The 16,896-nt window shown below is 39.0% G+C and carries 18 protein-coding genes; 15 read left to right on the forward strand and 3 right to left on the reverse strand.

Going from position 1 to position 16,896, the window contains the following annotated elements:
• Positions 1-215: 215 nt before the first annotated feature.
• The 4 genes from ORQ98_RS06670 to ORQ98_RS06685 all read left to right on the forward strand — a co-directional run bounded on the left by ORQ98_RS06670 (position 216) and on the right by ORQ98_RS06685 (position 6,836).
• Positions 216-1,598, forward strand: a complete 1,383-nt coding sequence (locus ORQ98_RS06670; RefSeq protein ID WP_274688011.1) for a hypothetical protein — start codon at positions 216-218, stop codon at positions 1,596-1,598.
• A gap of 347 nt (positions 1,599-1,945) precedes the next feature.
• A complete protein-coding gene (locus ORQ98_RS06675; protein WP_274688012.1) occupies positions 1,946-2,155 on the forward strand; it encodes a YgdI/YgdR family lipoprotein in 210 nt (69 codons plus the stop codon).
• A gap of 548 nt (positions 2,156-2,703) precedes the next feature.
• Positions 2,704-3,792, forward strand: coding sequence for an efflux RND transporter periplasmic adaptor subunit (locus ORQ98_RS06680; RefSeq protein ID WP_274688013.1), 1,089 nt, complete (start codon positions 2,704-2,706; stop codon positions 3,790-3,792).
• Complete coding sequence (locus ORQ98_RS06685; protein ID WP_274688014.1) at positions 3,792-6,836, forward strand: efflux RND transporter permease subunit; 3,045 nt, start codon at positions 3,792-3,794, stop codon at positions 6,834-6,836. Before ORQ98_RS06680 ends, ORQ98_RS06685 begins: the two co-directional genes overlap by 1 nt.
• 128 nt (positions 6,837-6,964) lie before the next feature.
• Here ORQ98_RS06685 and ORQ98_RS29505 read toward each other — a convergent pair whose 3' ends face one another.
• The 3 genes from ORQ98_RS29505 to ORQ98_RS06695 form a co-directional block, all read right to left on the reverse strand.
• Positions 6,965-7,105, reverse strand: a complete 141-nt coding sequence (locus ORQ98_RS29505) for a MarR family transcriptional regulator (RefSeq protein ID WP_342455187.1) — start codon at positions 7,103-7,105, stop codon at positions 6,965-6,967.
• Between the two features lie 80 nt (positions 7,106-7,185).
• Positions 7,186-7,533 (reverse strand): hypothetical protein, encoded by a 348-nt coding sequence (locus ORQ98_RS06690; RefSeq protein ID WP_274688015.1) that lies wholly within the window; start codon positions 7,531-7,533, stop codon positions 7,186-7,188.
• 46 nt (positions 7,534-7,579) lie between these two features.
• Positions 7,580-8,017 carry a c-type cytochrome gene (locus ORQ98_RS06695; RefSeq protein ID WP_274688016.1) on the reverse strand — a complete coding sequence of 146 codons (438 nt, stop codon included), beginning with the start codon at positions 8,015-8,017 and terminating at the stop codon, positions 7,580-7,582.
• A gap of 130 nt (positions 8,018-8,147) precedes the next feature.
• Here ORQ98_RS06695 and ORQ98_RS06700 point away from each other — a divergent pair, with 130 nt between their 5' ends.
• The 11 genes from ORQ98_RS06700 (at position 8,148) to ORQ98_RS06750 (ending at position 16,890) form a co-directional block, all read left to right on the forward strand.
• On the forward strand, positions 8,148-8,873 hold the full coding sequence (locus tag ORQ98_RS06700) for a cytochrome b/b6 domain-containing protein (protein ID WP_274688017.1): 726 nt from the start codon (positions 8,148-8,150) through the stop codon (positions 8,871-8,873).
• Positions 8,874-9,000: 127 nt separating this feature from the next.
• Positions 9,001-9,426, forward strand: a complete 426-nt coding sequence (locus ORQ98_RS06705; protein ID WP_274688018.1) for a MarR family winged helix-turn-helix transcriptional regulator — start codon at positions 9,001-9,003, stop codon at positions 9,424-9,426.
• 177 nt (positions 9,427-9,603) lie between these two features.
• Complete coding sequence (gene ftsE, locus ORQ98_RS06710; RefSeq protein WP_274688019.1) at positions 9,604-10,272, forward strand: cell division ATP-binding protein FtsE; 669 nt, start codon at positions 9,604-9,606, stop codon at positions 10,270-10,272.
• Positions 10,269-11,282, forward strand: a complete 1,014-nt coding sequence (ftsX, locus tag ORQ98_RS06715; protein ID WP_274688020.1) for a permease-like cell division protein FtsX — start codon at positions 10,269-10,271, stop codon at positions 11,280-11,282. Before ftsE ends, ftsX begins: the two co-directional genes overlap by 4 nt.
• A gap of 319 nt (positions 11,283-11,601) precedes the next feature.
• Positions 11,602-12,456, forward strand: coding sequence for an RNA polymerase sigma factor RpoH (gene rpoH, locus ORQ98_RS06720; protein WP_274688021.1), 855 nt, complete (start codon positions 11,602-11,604; stop codon positions 12,454-12,456).
• A gap of 916 nt (positions 12,457-13,372) precedes the next feature.
• Entirely contained in the window at positions 13,373-13,591 is a 219-nt protein-coding gene (locus ORQ98_RS06725; protein ID WP_274688022.1) for a hypothetical protein, read from the forward strand.
• Between the two features lie 420 nt (positions 13,592-14,011).
• The gene (locus ORQ98_RS06730) at positions 14,012-14,386 is read left to right on the forward strand and encodes a DUF423 domain-containing protein (RefSeq protein ID WP_274688023.1); all 375 of its coding nucleotides are present in this window, start codon (positions 14,012-14,014) and stop codon (positions 14,384-14,386) included.
• Positions 14,387-14,461: 75 nt separating this feature from the next.
• Positions 14,462-15,163 (forward strand): tRNA (guanosine(46)-N7)-methyltransferase TrmB, encoded by a 702-nt coding sequence (trmB, locus tag ORQ98_RS06735; RefSeq protein WP_274688024.1) that lies wholly within the window; start codon positions 14,462-14,464, stop codon positions 15,161-15,163.
• A gap of 357 nt (positions 15,164-15,520) precedes the next feature.
• Complete coding sequence (locus ORQ98_RS06740; RefSeq protein WP_274688025.1) at positions 15,521-15,820, forward strand: hypothetical protein; 300 nt, start codon at positions 15,521-15,523, stop codon at positions 15,818-15,820.
• A gap of 10 nt (positions 15,821-15,830) precedes the next feature.
• Positions 15,831-16,073: an MOSC domain-containing protein gene (locus tag ORQ98_RS06745; RefSeq protein ID WP_274688026.1), complete on the forward strand. Its 243-nt coding sequence runs from the start codon at positions 15,831-15,833 to the stop codon at positions 16,071-16,073.
• Positions 16,074-16,113: 40 nt separating this feature from the next.
• Positions 16,114-16,890, forward strand: coding sequence for a class I SAM-dependent methyltransferase (locus ORQ98_RS06750; RefSeq protein WP_274688027.1), 777 nt, complete (start codon positions 16,114-16,116; stop codon positions 16,888-16,890).
• The last annotated feature ends 6 nt before the right edge of the window (positions 16,891-16,896 follow it).

Below are 16,896 nucleotides of genomic sequence, written 5' to 3' on the forward strand. Positions count from 1 at the left end.
TAGTATTATAATTACAACATTTCACTAAAGCCTTCAAACTACCAAAGATAAAAACTATTAACGAATAAGCTAAATTTTACTAGTATCTGGCCGATACACTTTTTAGAAGCGTTAACTATTAAAGGTATAAATATACTCTGGTGGTCCATTCGTAAAGTTGTTTTCTGCTTTTGCTTATGTGTTGCCAGGCTGGGTATAGCTGACAGGATCGTCTAATGAAAGTGACCGCTGCTGTTATAGGCATGGATTACAGCCACTCTCGCTCTCTTGAAGCTTTGACTGTAAATGAAAGGCGGTCACGAAGCTTTCAAATTGGCGCTGATAAAGTCAGTATATCAGTAGATGCGCAACAGAAATACTTATATCACTTACAACAGAAATTTAACTCGATAAGCCAGGTCAGGCCTGATTTAAATGATAATCAGATTGTAAATAAGCGTTTGCAACTAACTGGGCGTTTAGATAATTTTTCCGCTGAACCTACCCATCAGTTTATTAAAACTGTCACTAACTCTATATTCAGCCAATTTCAAGTGGGGGTTAGTTCATTGTCTAGTACAAATAATCTAGCTGTTGCTAACCAGCCCCAGCAGTTAACTGAGACGAGTGTAGTGCAAATTAGTCAGTACCAGCTGTTTCAGATTAATGAGCAGAGTCAATTTTCAACAACAGGTATGATTGTTACGGCAGATGGTAGACAAATTGAGTTTTCGGTTGGCTTTCATGTACAGCAAGCCCAGTTATTTGAGTCAAACAGTGAGTTACTAGTTGTACAACAGGTAGTAGACCCTTTGGTAATCAATTTTAGTGCTGAAACAGTTAACTTGACTGATACATTTTTTAATTTTGATCTAAATGGTGATGGAGAAACAGAGCAAATCTCTCAGCTTGGCTCTGGGAGTGGTTATCTGGCTTTAGATCATAATAACAATGGCGTAATTGATAATGGTCTAGAGCTATTTGGCCCCCAAACAGGACAAGGGTTTGCTGAACTTGCACTTTATGATAATGATAATAATTTATGGATTGATGAAAGTGATCCAATTTTTAAAGACTTAAAGTTGTGGGTTCAAGATGGTAGTGAGGGAGGCGTCTTGAAGTCTTTAACTGAAGTAGGTGTTGGTGCAATTTACTTAGGTCATACCCCAGACGACTTTAACTTGGTTTCAAGGCAGGGCGCTCTACTAGGTAATATTAAAGGAAATGGTATAGTGCTAATGGAAAATGGAGATGTAAAAACCATTCAAGAAGTTGACCTAGCCATTCAAGCAAGAGCTGACCAGCCAATAGCAGATACACAAGCATTGTTTATAGCATCGAATACTATATTTTATGACAAAGCGCTCAAAAATTTATATGGAAAAATTCAAGCGCTTGTAAGCAGTGATCAGCAGTCAAATAACACTGAGCCAACGGGTTTGCTTAATTTTAGCCAGGTCAATAATATCGTAGAAAAACTACAACAGTTAAGGGATGAACAAAAATCCTATGGTAATACTATTGCCAAACAAGCTGAAGAAAGTAAGTCAATGGTTGAGCAGTTACTGGATAAGCTACAAGAGCAAAATGAAAAACGAAAGAAAAATAGTGATAGCTAGTAGGTTGTGGATAAAGCTGGGTGATGCCTTTGGGTATGTAAAAAGAAAGAAGGGAATTTTTTTCTGATATTCATGTCTTACCCCTGCTAAGTTCTATTAACATTAGATCGTTATTGGTACCCAAAGTGAGGCTGTATCAAATAATTTATACAAATGCTAATGTAACAAGCGTTATATAATTATTCTGAGTAGAGTCAGAGACTTGTAAAAAATTTGCCCTAGCAAAAATAATTCGCTATGGTCAGTAAGTCTAACTTCTTTAGATTCACTGGTTAGTTTTTTAAACTTGTATTATTTATTGCCTGATGTTCTGGGTATAAACTTATTGATGAGTGAAGGTAGATTAAATGAAACAACTTTTTTTCGTATTCAGTGTAGCTGCTTTGTTAGCCGGATGCTCTTCTCCTCAGGTGATTAAAATGAAGGATGGTTCAACTATCAATACACCTGATGAACTCTATTTTAATGAAGATACAGGCTTTTATGAGTATGAAGATACAACTGGTCGCTTGAGAACAGTGAATAAAGATGAGATCGTAACTATTGATGACCTGTAATAGATAATAAGTATTTTTACCTATTATTTGTAACGAATAGCTCAGATTGGTTTCGTTAATGTTTAAAAATTAGCTAAAATTAAGCTGAGTTATTTTTTTGTTTTAATTAGCCGACTAAAAAAATAATATTATCCCTCCTTATTATTGCTTTCTACCCGTCGTGAATCATTTTTAGGTTTTGTTATCATCGTTCCTCACTCTGATCACCTATTTCAATAGACACATGAAGAGTCGTCACTTAATGACCGTACCTAAAAACCTTTCGCATGGGATATATTTGTTGATATTTATACCGGAAGTATTCAGACTTTATATTAGTGAATTTAAATGCTTAAAATTAATATTGCTTTAATGATATAAGCTTTTTAAACTTATCAAACTACCCTTTTTACATGGGTATAGTTAAATTAATATTTTTAGTCTTCTATTTTGTAGCGCACTCACAGTTATTTTCTTAAATACGAGCACGTAACTATTGTTGCACTTGCAATACTCCTCTATTACTATTTGTAACCAGATTAACTTATTAAGTTGAAGAGGAATGCCTGATGGCCTCAGTACACAGTTTTTGGGGGGCTGTGCTTGTTGCACTAGCTGTTGCTGGTTGCAGTCAACCTGAAGCTCCAATTAAGAAGTCCACAATAAGGCCAGTTAAATTAGCCACAGTCCAAGATAGTACTAGTGGCTTAATTAGAAGTTTTCCAGGTAAGGTTTTGGCTTCACAAGTAGCTGAGCTGTCATTTCGGCTCAATGGCGAGTTGATTGAACTCAATGTAAAAGAAGGCCAACAAGTCACAAAAGGTACTTTACTTGCCAAGTTAGATGATGCTGATATGCAGAATCAGCTATCAGACAGGCAAGCTAGCTATGATTTAGCGTTGGCTGATCATCAGCGTAAATTAAAGCTCTATAATAAAGGTACAGTATCAAGGTCTGTATATGATGAAGCTAAAGCAAAATTGGCTTCAACTAAAGCAGCATTAGAATTGGCTCAAGATAATGTTCAATATACAGTTTTAAAAGCGCCATTTGATGGTACGGTAGCAAAAACGCTGGTTGATAACCATCAATCAGTACAGGCGAAACAGCCGATACTACTGTTAGAAAATCACGATAATATTGATATTAGCTTACAAATCCCTGAGCAGCTGGTTGCAAACATTCGCAAAGATGCACGACAAGTAAATTATAAGCCGACAGCTTATTTTGCTTCACAAAAAGACACTCAGTACGAAGTACAGTATAAGGAGCATTCTACTCAAGTAACTCCTGGTACTCAAACCTACGAAGTACTCTTTACTATGTCAGCGCCAGAAGGGATGAATATTTTACCAGGCATGAGTGCAACAGTAACAATTGATTTCTCTAAAATAAGCCGACCTTCCAGTAAAAATGCAGTGATAGTGCCTGTTGTCGCAGTAGACAATCCTGATCAAGGACATAAAGCTGTCGTGTGGCGATACGACCCAGAGCAGCAAACCGTTGAGCCCGTTGAGGTGACCCTGGGACAATTACTTGATGAAGGTATTCAAGTGCTCACTGGGATCAAACCAGGCGACCAAATTGTGGTAGCAGGCATACAGCATCTGCAAGCAGGCTTGAAAGTTAAGCCATGGGTTAAAGAGCGGGGGCTGTAATGAATATTGCTGAGTATTCGATTCGCAATAAAGTTATTAGCTGGATGTTTGCTTTAATTTTATTGCTAGGGGGCGTTTTTTCTTTTTTTCAGCTAGGCCAGTTAGAGTTTCCAAAATTTACTATTAAAGATGCCTTGGTTGTTACCAGCTATCCTGGTGCGACGCCTCAGCAAGTCGAGGAAGAGGTATCAGTTCAGTTAGAAGATGCTATTCAGCAGTTAGCGTATATTGATCATGTTACTTCTATTAATAGTACTGGGCTTTCTCAAATTAAGGTAGAAATAAAAGATACCTATAATAAAAATACCTTACCACAGGTATGGGATGAGCTGCGTAGAAAAGTGTATGACGCTCAAGCCTCGCTGCCTCCTGGGGTAAAGCCATCATTAGTGGTAGATGATTTTGGCGATGTGTTTGGTATTTTATTAAATATTACTGGTGTTGGTTATACCTACCACGACCTTGAGGACTATGCGGACCTATTACGTCGTGAGCTGGTGTTGGTCCCTGGTGTAAAGAAAGTTTCCATTGATGGCGCCTTGCCAGAGCGAGTTTATGTAGAAATCTCGCGAGAAAAAATGACGGCATTAGGGATCAGTATGCAGCGCATTTTTGATCTGCTTAAAAATCAGAATGTGGTGTCGAATGCGGGTGATATTTTTGTTGGTGATGAGTCAATCAGAATTCACCCCACTGGCGAGTTCAATGATGTAAAAGAAATGGAGCGTTTACTGATCAGCTCTGCAGGTAGTGAACAACTGGTGTATTTAGGTGATATTGCCACGATTCAACGAGGCTTTACGGATCAGCCGAATAAGCTTTATCACTTAAACAGTGAGCCTGCGTTATCGCTGGGTGTGTCATTTATGGCTGGCGTAAATGTGGTTGATGTAGGCCGTGCAGTAATGGCTCGCATTGATGAGCTAGAAGGTGATCGACCACTCGGGATGGAAATTACCAGTGTTTACAATCAGGCAGAAGTAGTTGATCAGTCAGTATCTGCCTTTTTAATTAACCTGCTAGAAGCGGTTGCCATTGTTATTGTAGTGCTCTTGGTTTTTATGGGGGCTCGAAGTGGGATTCTGATGGGGCTGATCCTGTTGCTGACCATTTTAGGTACCTTTATTGTAATGAAGGTAATGGCCATCGACTTGCAAATTATTTCCCTTGGTGCCCTAGTCATTGCTTTGGGAATGTTGGTTGATAATGCCATTGTTATTACTGAAGGAATGTTGATTGGTTTGCAAAAAGGATTGACTAAACTGGAAGCTGCTAAAGCTGTTGTTGATCAAACCAAATGGCCATTACTAGGAGCAACCGTGATTGCTATTATGGCATTTGCACCCATAGGGCTTTCTGCGGACTCTACTGGAGAGTTTGTTGGCTCACTATTTTGGGTTTTACTTGTTGCACTGTTTTTAAGTTGGATCACGGCGATTACTTTAACTCCTTTCTTTTTTGATTTGTTTTATAAAGAAGTCAATACTACTGAAGCCGCGGGTGAGCTTTATCAAGGCGCTTTTTTTACTGCTTATAAAGTGCTGCTTGGCTGGTGTTTAAATCATCGAATCATCACCATAGTGGCTGTGGTGGCTCTGCTGGTTTCGGCATTATTTGGCTTTACCAAAGTAAAAAATGTATTTTTCCCAGCGTCTACAACACCTATCTTCTTTGTCGATTACTGGTTACCAGAAGGTACTGATATAAGAGCCACTGATAAAGCGATTGCGCAGCTTGAAAAAGAAGTAAATGAAGTGCCTGGTGTGGTAGATGTAACAGCAGTTATTGGTGGTGGCTCGCAACGGTTTGTGTTGCCCTATGCACCTGAAGACAGTTACAGTAGTTACGGCCAGTTAATTGTTAATATGGAAGACCTTGAGCAGTTAGAAAAAGCGTTGGTTCAGGTGACGGAATTATTACGAAATCAGCATCCTGAAGCTGATTTTCGTGTCAAAAAACTAGAGAATGGCCCAGCACCTGCGGCGAAAATAGAAGCCCGTTTTTATGGTGAAAATCCAGAAGTTTTGCGTCAGTTGGCGGCTCAGGCAATAAACGTATTTAATGCAGACCCTTGGACGGATAATGTTCGTCATAGCTGGCGTAATAGGGTAAAAGTAATCAGGCCTGAGTTATTGGAAGAACAAGCACGACGGGCAGGAATTACGAAAAATACCTTGGATGAAGCCTTGTTGGTAAACTTTAGTGGTAAAGTGATGGGCACTTACCGGGATGGAACTGATTTAATTCCTATCGTCGTAAGGGCGCCAGATAAAGAGCGGCTGAGTGCATCTAGTTTGACTGAGCTACAAGTATGGAGCCCAGAATACTCCGCTTACTTGCCTATATCACAAATAACCTCAAGTATTAATATTGATTGGGAAAGTCCATTAATTAAGCGGCGCGATCGCAAGCGGATGTTGGCGGTTTATGCTGACCCTGTGTTACTCAGTGATGAAACAGCAGATAGTGTATTTCGCCGACTGAAAAAGCAGGTAGAAGCCATACCACTTCCTGATGGATATCAGTTGGAATGGGGGGGGGAATATGAAACTGCAACAAAAGCTCAGGCAAGTCTGTTTGGCTCGTTACCGACAGGCTTGTTGTTTATGTTTTTAATTACAGTGCTGCTGTTTAATACGGTTAGGCAACCATTGGTTATCTGGTTAACCGTGCCTCTATCGCTTATTGGCGTTGTTGGAGGATTGTTGTTATTAAATAAGCCCTTCAGTTTTATGGCGCTGTTAGGTTTATTAAGTTTAATTGGAATGCTGCTGAAAAATGGAATTGTGCTCGTTGAACAAATTAAGCTGGAAGCAGACTCAGGTAAGAACTGTTACGATGCAATTTTTGATGCATCGGTTAGCCGGGTTCGGCCGGTTTGTATGGCTGCTATTACTACCATGTTAGGGATGATTCCCCTGATATTCGATGCTTTCTTTGAAAGTATGGCTGTTACCATTATTTTTGGTTTGGGCTGCGCCACAGTACTTACTTTAATTATACTTCCTGTGTTGTATGCGGTGTTTTATCGAGTAAAAGTATAAGCTGGAATTTACCGCTGTATCGTATTTAGTCGTGCGATACAGCGGTAGTTAAGCTGGTAGATTGAAAGAATAAGCACTAAAGATTAATACACCCTAGGATAGGCGCTTCTAAAAATAGTTATTTTGAATCAAACAAGCTTGCCATGTACTTGAGTGTGGCAAGTGTTGTCTATAAACGCCAGCAGTCCTTCCTTGCTCATATCATCTGCTAGTCGTTGCACGGCCTGGCGAGTTTGTCCCATCAGGCGGACTATTTGAGAAACAGTGATGGTTTAAAAATGGCAGGCCGGTTTCGATCTAAGCAATTACAACAAACATCTTAATTGAGTTTTGAAACCCCGTGAAGGGGTTACATTTTTCTATATTTACTGGGTGGCTTAAATAAACTGCACTTATCTTCCCATCCTTCCTGGCTTTTAACATAAACCGTAATTTCGTCAGCATAAGAAGGGAAGCGAAAGCTAGCGTGGCCTTTATTGTTCAGTTTTTTTTGCAGAACAAGCTGACCAGTATCATCATAAGCAGATATTTTTGCTTTTTTAGCGGGTTTACCTTTAGGTAAATAAGCACGTACGGTTACATCATAGTTATTTCTTGAACAATAAAAATTAAATGAGTTGTTTGTTTTACTGTTAAGGGTACATCCGCAGGTGGAAACCATCATCAAACCAATAAAAAGCTTTTTTATCTGTAGCATATGATAAACCTTCCGTTAAAAGGAGCGTATGTACTAAAACAATATTTTACCATAATGAACGATACTTACGGTGGCAGCTATTACAACTACTTTTTGCTAGTTTATAGTTCTCAATTAGTAATTGCTGGTTTTTTTCTTGGGTGGCTTGTTGAATATTATTAAAGGCGCTATTTAGTTTGTCGAGTCGAATGTTAAAGTCTTGTTTGTTATCCCATATTTTTTCTTTGCTTTTACTGTTTTTATCACTTCCAATTGGAAATAAGTTTGGTAACTGTTGAGTTGCTTTAGCTAATTTAGCGCTTTCTTTATTAATTATCTGCCACTCTATGTCACTATCAGGCTCTTCAAAGTTATCAAAAAAGATTTCAATTGCTTTAAAGCTCTGTTGCCGTTGGCTGATTATATTAGCAAAGTCTTCAGCTAGAGCTGATTGAGAAGTAGTAAAAATAGTGAGCATAAAGGCAATGTAATACAGCTTGTTCACATTTATTTCCTTTTAATTGCATTAGCGAAATTTGCTATTATTATATTTGTAATAGCAAATATTGCAAATGCAATTAAATTTAGGCAAGCTATCCTTACTTAAACGAAAGTAAGCTGTAGATTGAGAAGTAATGTGTACAAAAAACCAACCAAGAGAAAACTTTCGGCAGACGCCTGTAGGTGTTAATAGCGGCTCCGAGTTCAATTCATCAATTAACATTTGGGATCTTGCCACTCGCATTAACCATTGGTTATTAACTGTTTTGGTTTGCACATTGCTTATTTCTGGATTTGCAGGCCTGGGGGATCGGCCGCCACATATGGCCGCAGGATTACTATTAACTTGTGCGATTGTTTGGCGTTGGTTATGGGGGTTTTGGGGTAGTCATACCGCTCGGTTTAGTCAGTTTGTGAAAGGTCCTGTCACTGTTTTTCATTATTTCTGTACAATTTTTAAAGGAAATAAGACGAAGGTGGCTATTGGGCATAATCCCGCAGGTGGTTGGATGGTTATGACAATGTTGGTGTTGCTGACTTGTCAGGTCATCACGGGAATGCATCTTGGTGGCATTATCGATTTAATGATTATTATGGGAAGTACTGCTGATAAACTTGTTGGTGTGACTCATGGAGTCGTTGCCTGCTTGCTAGTGTTTTGTATTGTAGCTCACTTAATCGCCATTGCTGTTTACCAATTAAAAGGCCAGCGACTGGTGAGAGCAATGGTAACAGGTAAGCTGGATAGCTCTGATATTTCAAGCAATAGAGAGCCCGTTTTTGCGAGTAACATAAAAGTTATTATTACGCTGGTGGTGGCTCTTGGATTAGTAGGGTTATTACTTTTGACTATCAATTAAAGTAAGGAGGCTAAGAGAGAACTAGCTTTCCATTTTTATTAGTAAATACTACAACTCACTCCTGGTAACAATACCCTAAATACGCGATACTTATCTGTTGCGTGTTAACTCATGGGTATTGTTTATCGTGTCATCCAAAAAACTGAAACGAGAGGATAGCTTTGGCTGGTTGATCGCTGTAGTTTCACAGCAGATGGGGTATAGTCTGGATGCTCGACTAAAAAAATATGGTTTGAATTTATCTTTATGGCCAACGCTTTTCTTATTGTGGCAGCAAGAAGGTTATACCCAAACTGAGTTATCAAAAGCTTGTCAGACTCGTAACTACACTACGACCCGTGTTTTAGATAAACTTGAAGAACTAGAGCTGGTGGCAAGAAGGCCAGACCCAGAGAGCCGGCGTGCATTTAGAGTTTATTTAACTGATAAAGGACGGGAGTTGGAGCCGGAATTAATTGCCGAGGCCAAAGCAGTCAATAAGGAATATTTAAGCAAACTGGATAAAAACCAAAGAGCACAGCTCATGTCATTAATGCAGCTGCTAATAAGTTGATGATCTAATTCTAACTGTTACTAAAGCCGACAGCTGCTCGCATTTTATACACTAACTACCTTACATCCCAGCTTCTAAAATTAAAACAAGTAGCACTAACTTTGAAACTGGTGTCTTGCTTTGCTTAACCGTACACTAAGTGGATAGCGGTTCATCAATAACCAATTTACTGTGCATATGATACGTTTTGATGGTGTAAGTAAGCGTTATCCCAATGGGCATCAAGGTTTGGAGTGTATTGATTTACATATACCTCGAAGCCAAATGGCATTTTTGACTGGGCACTCTGGGGCGGGTAAGAGTACTCTGTTAAAACTAATTATTGCTATGGAAAAACCTACGGCAGGTCAAGTGTGGATTGGAGGTCAAAACCTACAAAGCTTGTGGCGTAATCACATTCCTATTTTACGACGTAATATTGGTGTGGTATTTCAAGACCATCAGCTGCTGTTTGATCGAACGGTTTTTGATAATGTGGCACTGCCGTTACAGATTGCTGGCTATAGTTATCGTGACATCCCACGACGGGTAAGGGCATCACTAGATAAAGTTGGGCTACTAAATAAAGAAAAGCAGAATCCTATGGCGCTTTCTGGTGGTGAACAACAGCGAGTAGGGATTGCTAGAGCTGTCGTGAATAAACCGCCACTCTTGTTGGCCGATGAGCCGACAGGAAATTTGGACCCTGAGTTATCTGCTGAAATTATGCGACTGTTTACTGAGTTTAATCAGGTTGGTGTAACGGTTTTAGTGGCAAGCCATGACTTGAGCCTGATTGCAAGCATGAAACGCCGGGTTATCACCTTACAAGAAGGACGATTGCTAAGAGATGTAACAGTTCAATGAATAGTATTAACGACTTACCTCGCCACCGAACGGATGCTATTAAAGCCAATCAAGATCCAGCAAGGCCAGCCAATCAGGCAGCAAAAGTTGCTCATCCATTGATTCAGTTTTTTCAACATCATCAGTTTTCTATGTGGGATGCACTTAAAAGATTGCTTAAGGCTCCTATATCAACTGTCTTTACTTGGCTGATGATTGCTTTAGCACTTGCCTTACCTGCTGCAATGTATATTGGCTTAGCTAATGTCAAAACGTTGGGAGAGCGGTGGGATGGTGCACCCCAGCTATCAGTTTTTTTACAAAGAAATGTTAAGCAAGAACAGTTGAATGCGTTAGCCAGCAAAATCAAAGAAGCACAAATTGTTGAACAAATAACCACTATCACACCTGAACAGGCATTATCTCAGCTGGAAAATACAGGTGGCTTTAAAGGGGTTGCACGATTTTTGCCCAGTAACCCATTGCCTACAGTACTGGTAGTAAAGTTTAGTGGACAGTTTGAGTCTTCTGATATTCAACTGCTAGTAGCAGAGTGGCGACTGTTACCTGGGATTGATGTGATTCAATACGATCTGGCTTGGGTTGATAAGCTAAATAAAATGACAGCTATAGCATCTCAGTTCAGCATATTAATTGCGGCAGGTTTAGCACTGGCTGTCATGTTGGTGATAGGTAATACAGTTAAGCTTTCAATAGAAAGCCGTCGTTCAGAAATCATGGTAGTGAAGCTTATTGGTGCAACTAACGGTTATGTTCGCAGACCATTTCTTTACCTAGGCTTTTGGTTTGGTATTGGGGGTGGCCTACTGGCTTTGATTTTGCTGCAAGGCTTAATTGGCTCGTTAGCAACACCAGTAGCTGAGTTATCTACACTATATGATAGTGATTTTAAAGTCATGGGCTTAGGCCTTTCAGATAGCTTGATCTTGCTGGGTGTAAGTGCTTGTTTGGGTTATGGTGGTGCTTGGTTAATTTGTTGGCACTACCTAAGAGAGATCGAACCTCGCTAGATGAGCTTCTCTAAAAGCCTCTCACTTTGGCTAAAGAATACGAGTTGGCTGTTAAGTGGTGAGTAGCTGTATTGAATTACACAAGCTGTGTATTTTTAGAATGCAAGCACTTGATATTCCTTAATATCAAGTTACTATCTTTTAACAGTTCAACTACATCGGCTTATGCCACTTTTGTTAGACATATTTCGACTTAGAGGAACTTTTTGAGAAGATCGCACTCTGAAAAAAACAGTGGTAGACTTCAGTTTACTTTGTTGCTACGTATTGTTGTTAATTACATGCTGTTATTACGGAGATTAGCTGTTACGGAGACCATATGGGCACTAGTTTACAAACAATAGAAGCGCTAACTCCAGGCCAGAACCTGGAAGCTTATGTTCAAGCTGTTAACGGCATTGCTGTGTTGACCGCTGAACAGGAAAAAGAGCTTGCTGAGCGACTCTATTATGAAAATGACCTAGAGGCTGCACGTCAGTTGGTGTTGGCTCACTTGCGGTTTGTTGTCCATATTGCCAGAAGTTACACCGGCTACGGGCTTTCTCAAGCAGATCTGATTCAGGAAGGCAATGTTGGCCTGATGAAGGCGGTCAAGCGCTTTAATCCTGAAATGGGAGTACGCCTGGTATCTTTTGCGGTGCACTGGGTAAAAGCAGAAATGCATGAGTTTATCCTGCGCAACTGGCGAATTGTTAAAGTTGCAACAACCAAGGCTCAACGCAAACTGTTCTTTAATTTAAGAAGCAGCAAAAAGCGGTTAGCATGGTTTACGAATGATGAAGTTAACTCTGTAGCTAAAGATCTGGGTGTCGAGCCAAAAACGGTTCGTGAGATGGAAAGCCGAATGGCCAGTCAAGATACCGCTTTTGATGCGGGTGTTGATGAAGATGATGAACAGGCTTATCAGGCACCGGCATATTACCTTGAAGATAAACGGTATGATCCAGCACGTCAGTTAGAAGAGGCTGACTGGAAAGGCGCTGCTACCCAAAACTTGCAGCAGGCAATGGATAAACTGGATGACCGTAGCCGAGATATTTTGCAACATCGTTGGCTCAACGAAAGCAAATCCACATTACATGAGCTAGCAGCTAAATACAGTGTTTCAGCCGAACGTATTCGGCAGCTAGAAAAAAATGCCTTGAAAAAATTGAAAGGTGCCATGGTTGCGTAAAATTTAATTGCAATAATACAAAATGCAATAACAATAAGTGAGTTTATAAAAAAGCTTACTAATTGGAACTAAAAAACCTGCTACTAGAGCAGGTTTTTTTATAGGTTGATTATCAATATTGTTTTTTTAACTTTGTTAAATATACCCATAATGTAGGGTATGACTAATGAAAAAATAATTGACACTAATTCATAGAATTTATTTAGAAGCTTAAGAACTTATATCTGTTTATCCATAATATACAGGAATTTGATAAGCAGAATTAGCTATGAAGGGTAACGACTATAAAAAGCAAAATGCCTTGACTTTATTGGCCTCTATGGAAGCTCTTTGTGGTTTGATGAAACGTTTGGGTTGATGTATTTAAATACAATGGTGGCATCGGTCACTAAGAAAGAATTGCATAGAAATAATGTAATAAAAAAATAATAGTCTTGATAAATAAATCACTTACAATGCGGATATGATTTGTGAGTGCATATGGGGTGTAGCTGAGTTAAGATTGTTTAATATTTAGACACCTATTGCGCCTTGATAATAGAATCTGAGGTAGCATTTGGAGCTTGAGTGGTTGTAGAAGGTAAACAAGGTGCATAGAGTCTTTTTGGTGTGCATAAAAACAACATATTGTGAATAAATGACAAGTTTAATAAAACAAATAGCGTATTAAGTTGAGCTTATTTTTTGGCACAGAACGTGCTCAACTAGATTTACTCAAAAATAGGCATACTAAAAAGTAGCTATGCTCAATTTTAAGTGTTAAACCGTTCGTACAAAATAAGAAGCTTTTATCAGAACAAAAAAAAGCTAACCGATATGTGAGTAATTAATTGTCCTTGACTAGAACTTTCCTTTAAAAAGAAGTCTATTGTTGTGTAGCTGAACGAACAAGATAAATAATAAGGTTGGTACTGTTATGTCACATGTATTAAGCGTATCACTTCACCATTTCACTGAAGCAGATTGTCAGCCTATTCCTGATGGTGGCTGGATTTTGGTTGCAGATATTCCAGGAGGCACTGTTGAGATTTCGGGTAATAATCGAGCCAGGCTGGCTGAAATGGCAAATGAACTAGCAGAAGCCAGGTGTATTGCCAGAACAGTTGTACCTGAAGAAAGCCAGCAGCCTAACTAAGTCTTAATCTGGTCTCAAGAATAGTCAAAGTGTCATGTAAGCACTATGTTATTGGTTATGAAGCAAGAACACGTTGTCCATGATGGTTTTATATCGTGGGAACAGGTAGTAACTGTAGGAGGAAGAAGTTAACTTTCAAGTATGTGCTAGTGTGTAGATATCCAATAGATTTGGGCGCTTAAATTAGACGAGTGATGAGGCTACGTTTAATAAAATGACTAAATTATTAAGACGTAAACAATAAAAAATAAAGTAATAAGAGTCAGCATAAAAGTGCCCTGCTATTTCATCAAAAGTAACAATCTACCTACTCGTATGTCTTTACTTCTATTGCTCTTCTTTTAAAACTATTACTTTCATTGTATTCATTTCGTTATAATTCTTTGCTTATAGCAGGGTTATGAATAGAGTGGTGAGTCAATGGCTAAGTTAATATTATTATCTACAGGGATCAGTGGAGCACTGGCAGTTATTCTAGGTGCCTTTGGTGCTCATGGGCTGAAATCAAGGCTGGCCGAGAACCTATTCACTGTATATCAAACAGGCATACAATATCACTTTTATCATACTTTGGCCTTGGGGTTTGTCGCTCTGGCGCTATACCGCTGGCCAGGAAGTTCCCTGTTAAGCGTTGCAGGCTGGAGCTTTATAGTAGGTATACTATTGTTTAGTGGAAGTCTTTATTTACTAGCTGTGACAGGCATTAAATGGTTAGGTGCAGTGACTCCTATAGGTGGAGTAGCATTTATTATAGGCTGGGCTTGTATTAGCTGGTTTGCGGCAAGGAATGTTTAATTCTTGCTGTTGTTTGAAATGTAAACACTATAAAATACCCCGCTTTGTTCGCAGTAGACCACATAGAAGTTACCTATGAATCAAGATCAGCAATCAACTAAGCATCTTCGGCAAGTTAAAAGTTATGTGCTACGTGCAGGAAGAATGACCGTTGGACAGCAACGTGGCTGGGATGATGTATGGCCAGAGCTGGGACTTACCATTGATAGTGGTGTGCAAATCATGGATGAGTTGTTTGGCCGTAAAGCGCCATTGGTGTTAGAAATTGGGTTTGGTATGGGCCTCTCGTTGTTGCAAATGGCAGAACAAGAGCCTGAAAAGAACTTTATTGGTATTGAAGTGCACCGTCCTGGGGTTGGTAGCCTATTAAATGAAGCACAAAAAGCAGGGCTTACCAATCTACGAGTGTATTGTGATGACGCAGTTGAGATATTAAAGCACTGTATTCCGGATGAAAGTATCGACCGCCTCCAGTTATACTTCCCTGATCCATGGCATAAAAAGCGTCACCATAAACGCCGCATAGTGCAACCTGCTTTTGTCCAAGTATTACGAGCTAAATTAAAAATGAATGGGCTCTTCCATATGGCGACAGATTGGGAAAATTATGCAGAGCATATGCTTGAAGTTATGCAGCAGGCAGAAGGTTTTGAAAACACCTCCACTCAGAACGACTATGTGACACGGCCAGATTATCGCCCGATCACTAAGTTTGAAAAACGTGGCGCGAGGTTAGGGCATGGTGTATGGGATTTGATATTCAAGCGTATAAACTAAGTAAGTAGTACAACGTTTGATGTATTAATAAAAGGTCGCATTTTAATGCGGCCTTTTTTGTGCTTGAATGTTATGTTCGATAAAAAATTACTTGCTGTTTTTTATGTGTTTGACTAAAGAGTATACAATAGAAAAGTTGGCACTAATTAACTTATGAAGGGCTTTCAATAATCTTTATCTTTCATCAAGACCAAAGTGAGCCAGATCGTTTTCTGCTGTGGGAGCGATTTGATGATAAAGCAGCATTTTGAAGAGGAGCAATACTTTGAATTAGGGTTAACAGAGGTTGTTCAGTTTTGCAAAACAGATTCTGTTAATCAATAAGAAGCCTTTATTTGTAATAAAATGGAGTACTAAGTGAATAGTTATGCGTCAAGAGAGGATCTTGAATTAGCACTAGAAATAATTACACAGTCGCCAAAGCAGGAGGGTAAGGTAAAACTAATAATTTGCCGCCCCAACATCAATCAACGAAAAGTATTAGAGATAGGTGAACTAAGCCTTGAAGAAGGACTGCTAGAAGATAACTGGAAACAAAGAGAGCTTGCCCGATCTAAAAATGGGGTGGTTAATTTTGATACCCAATTAAATTTGATGAATGCCAGAGTGATCGAAGCCATTGCAAGAGATAAAAAAACAGTGGCAATTAGCAGGTGATCAGTTTTATGTGGATTTTAATTTAAGCTATGAAAATATACCTCCTGGTACTCAGTTGTTAATAGGTGATGCTATTATAGAAGTCACAGAAGAACCTCATTTGGGTTGTAAAAAATTTGCAGATCGGTTTGGGATAGATGCAGTTAAGTTTGTCAACTCCAAGCAAGGTAAACAATTAAACTTACGTGGTATAAATGCAAAAATCATTAAGCCTGGATTAGTAAAAATTGATTCAATGATTAAGAAAATTTAAGTCGATCAATCGATTATATTGATTTCGAGGGTTTATTTTAATGGATTATTTAAAGATTAATAGAGAGGCTTGGGATAAACGGGCAAAAGTTCATGTAGACTCTGAATTTTATGATGTAAAGGGTTTTTTAGAAGGAAAAACGTCATTACAGGAAATAGAGCTTATTGAGTTAAACGACGTTAAAGGGAAAAGGTTGCTACATCTACAATGCCACTTTGGTCTTGATACCATGTCTTGGGCAAGAAAAGGAGCTATTGTGACAGGGGTGGATCTCTCCTCTGTTGCAATTAACACTGCTAACCATATAAAACGACAAGCAAATATCGATGCCAAATTCATTTGCTCAGATATTTATCAATTCAATGATAGTGAGGAAGAGATAAATTACTATGATGTGGTTTTTACTTCCTATGGGGCTATTTGTTGGTTGCCAGACTTAAATAAATGGGCTGAGACTATAGCAAAGCACTTAAAACCAGGTGGTACGTTTTATATGGTTGAGTTTCACCCTGTCTATGATCTTGTTAGTGATTATTCGTATTTCTATCTGGCTGAGCCAGTAATAGATGAGTCAGGTACATATACTGAAAATTGCAGTGGAGAAAAAACTAAGCTAGCAACATGGTCACATCCACTAAGCAATGTGGTCAACTCTCTTATAAAAGCAGGTATACAAATTAATCAGCTGAATGAGTTTCCATTTAGCCCTTATAAATGCTTTGATGGGCTAATAGAAAAAGAGTCCGGTAGATATTATTTGGATAAATTTAAATATGATATGCCTCTTGTGTTCTCTATCCTTGGGGAAAAACGTTGAACTTAT

Origin of the sequence: Spartinivicinus poritis, assembly GCF_028858535.1 — a bacterium.
GTDB classification, from domain to species: Bacteria; Pseudomonadota; Gammaproteobacteria; order Pseudomonadales; family Zooshikellaceae; genus Spartinivicinus; species Spartinivicinus poritis.

Coding starts and splice junctions, on each gene's coding strand:
- ORQ98_RS06670 (WP_274688011.1), top strand. CDS start 216: ATGAAAGTGACCGCTGCTGTTATAGGCATGGATTACAGCCACTCTCGC.
- ORQ98_RS06675 (WP_274688012.1), top strand. CDS start 1,946: ATGAAACAACTTTTTTTCGTATTCAGTGTAGCTGCTTTGTTAGCCGGA.
- ORQ98_RS06680 (WP_274688013.1), top strand. CDS start 2,704: ATGGCCTCAGTACACAGTTTTTGGGGGGCTGTGCTTGTTGCACTAGCT.
- ORQ98_RS06685 (WP_274688014.1), top strand. CDS start 3,792: ATGAATATTGCTGAGTATTCGATTCGCAATAAAGTTATTAGCTGGATG.
- ORQ98_RS06690 (WP_274688015.1), bottom strand. CDS start 7,533: ATGCTACAGATAAAAAAGCTTTTTATTGGTTTGATGATGGTTTCCACC.
- ORQ98_RS06700 (WP_274688017.1), top strand. CDS start 8,148: ATGTGTACAAAAAACCAACCAAGAGAAAACTTTCGGCAGACGCCTGTA.
- ftsE (WP_274688019.1), top strand. CDS start 9,604: ATGATACGTTTTGATGGTGTAAGTAAGCGTTATCCCAATGGGCATCAA.
- ftsX (WP_274688020.1), top strand. CDS start 10,269: ATGAATAGTATTAACGACTTACCTCGCCACCGAACGGATGCTATTAAA.
- rpoH (WP_274688021.1), top strand. CDS start 11,602: ATGGGCACTAGTTTACAAACAATAGAAGCGCTAACTCCAGGCCAGAAC.
- ORQ98_RS06725 (WP_274688022.1), top strand. CDS start 13,373: ATGTCACATGTATTAAGCGTATCACTTCACCATTTCACTGAAGCAGAT.
- ORQ98_RS06730 (WP_274688023.1), top strand. CDS start 14,012: ATGGCTAAGTTAATATTATTATCTACAGGGATCAGTGGAGCACTGGCA.
- trmB (WP_274688024.1), top strand. CDS start 14,462: ATGAATCAAGATCAGCAATCAACTAAGCATCTTCGGCAAGTTAAAAGT.
- ORQ98_RS06750 (WP_274688027.1), top strand. CDS start 16,114: ATGGATTATTTAAAGATTAATAGAGAGGCTTGGGATAAACGGGCAAAA.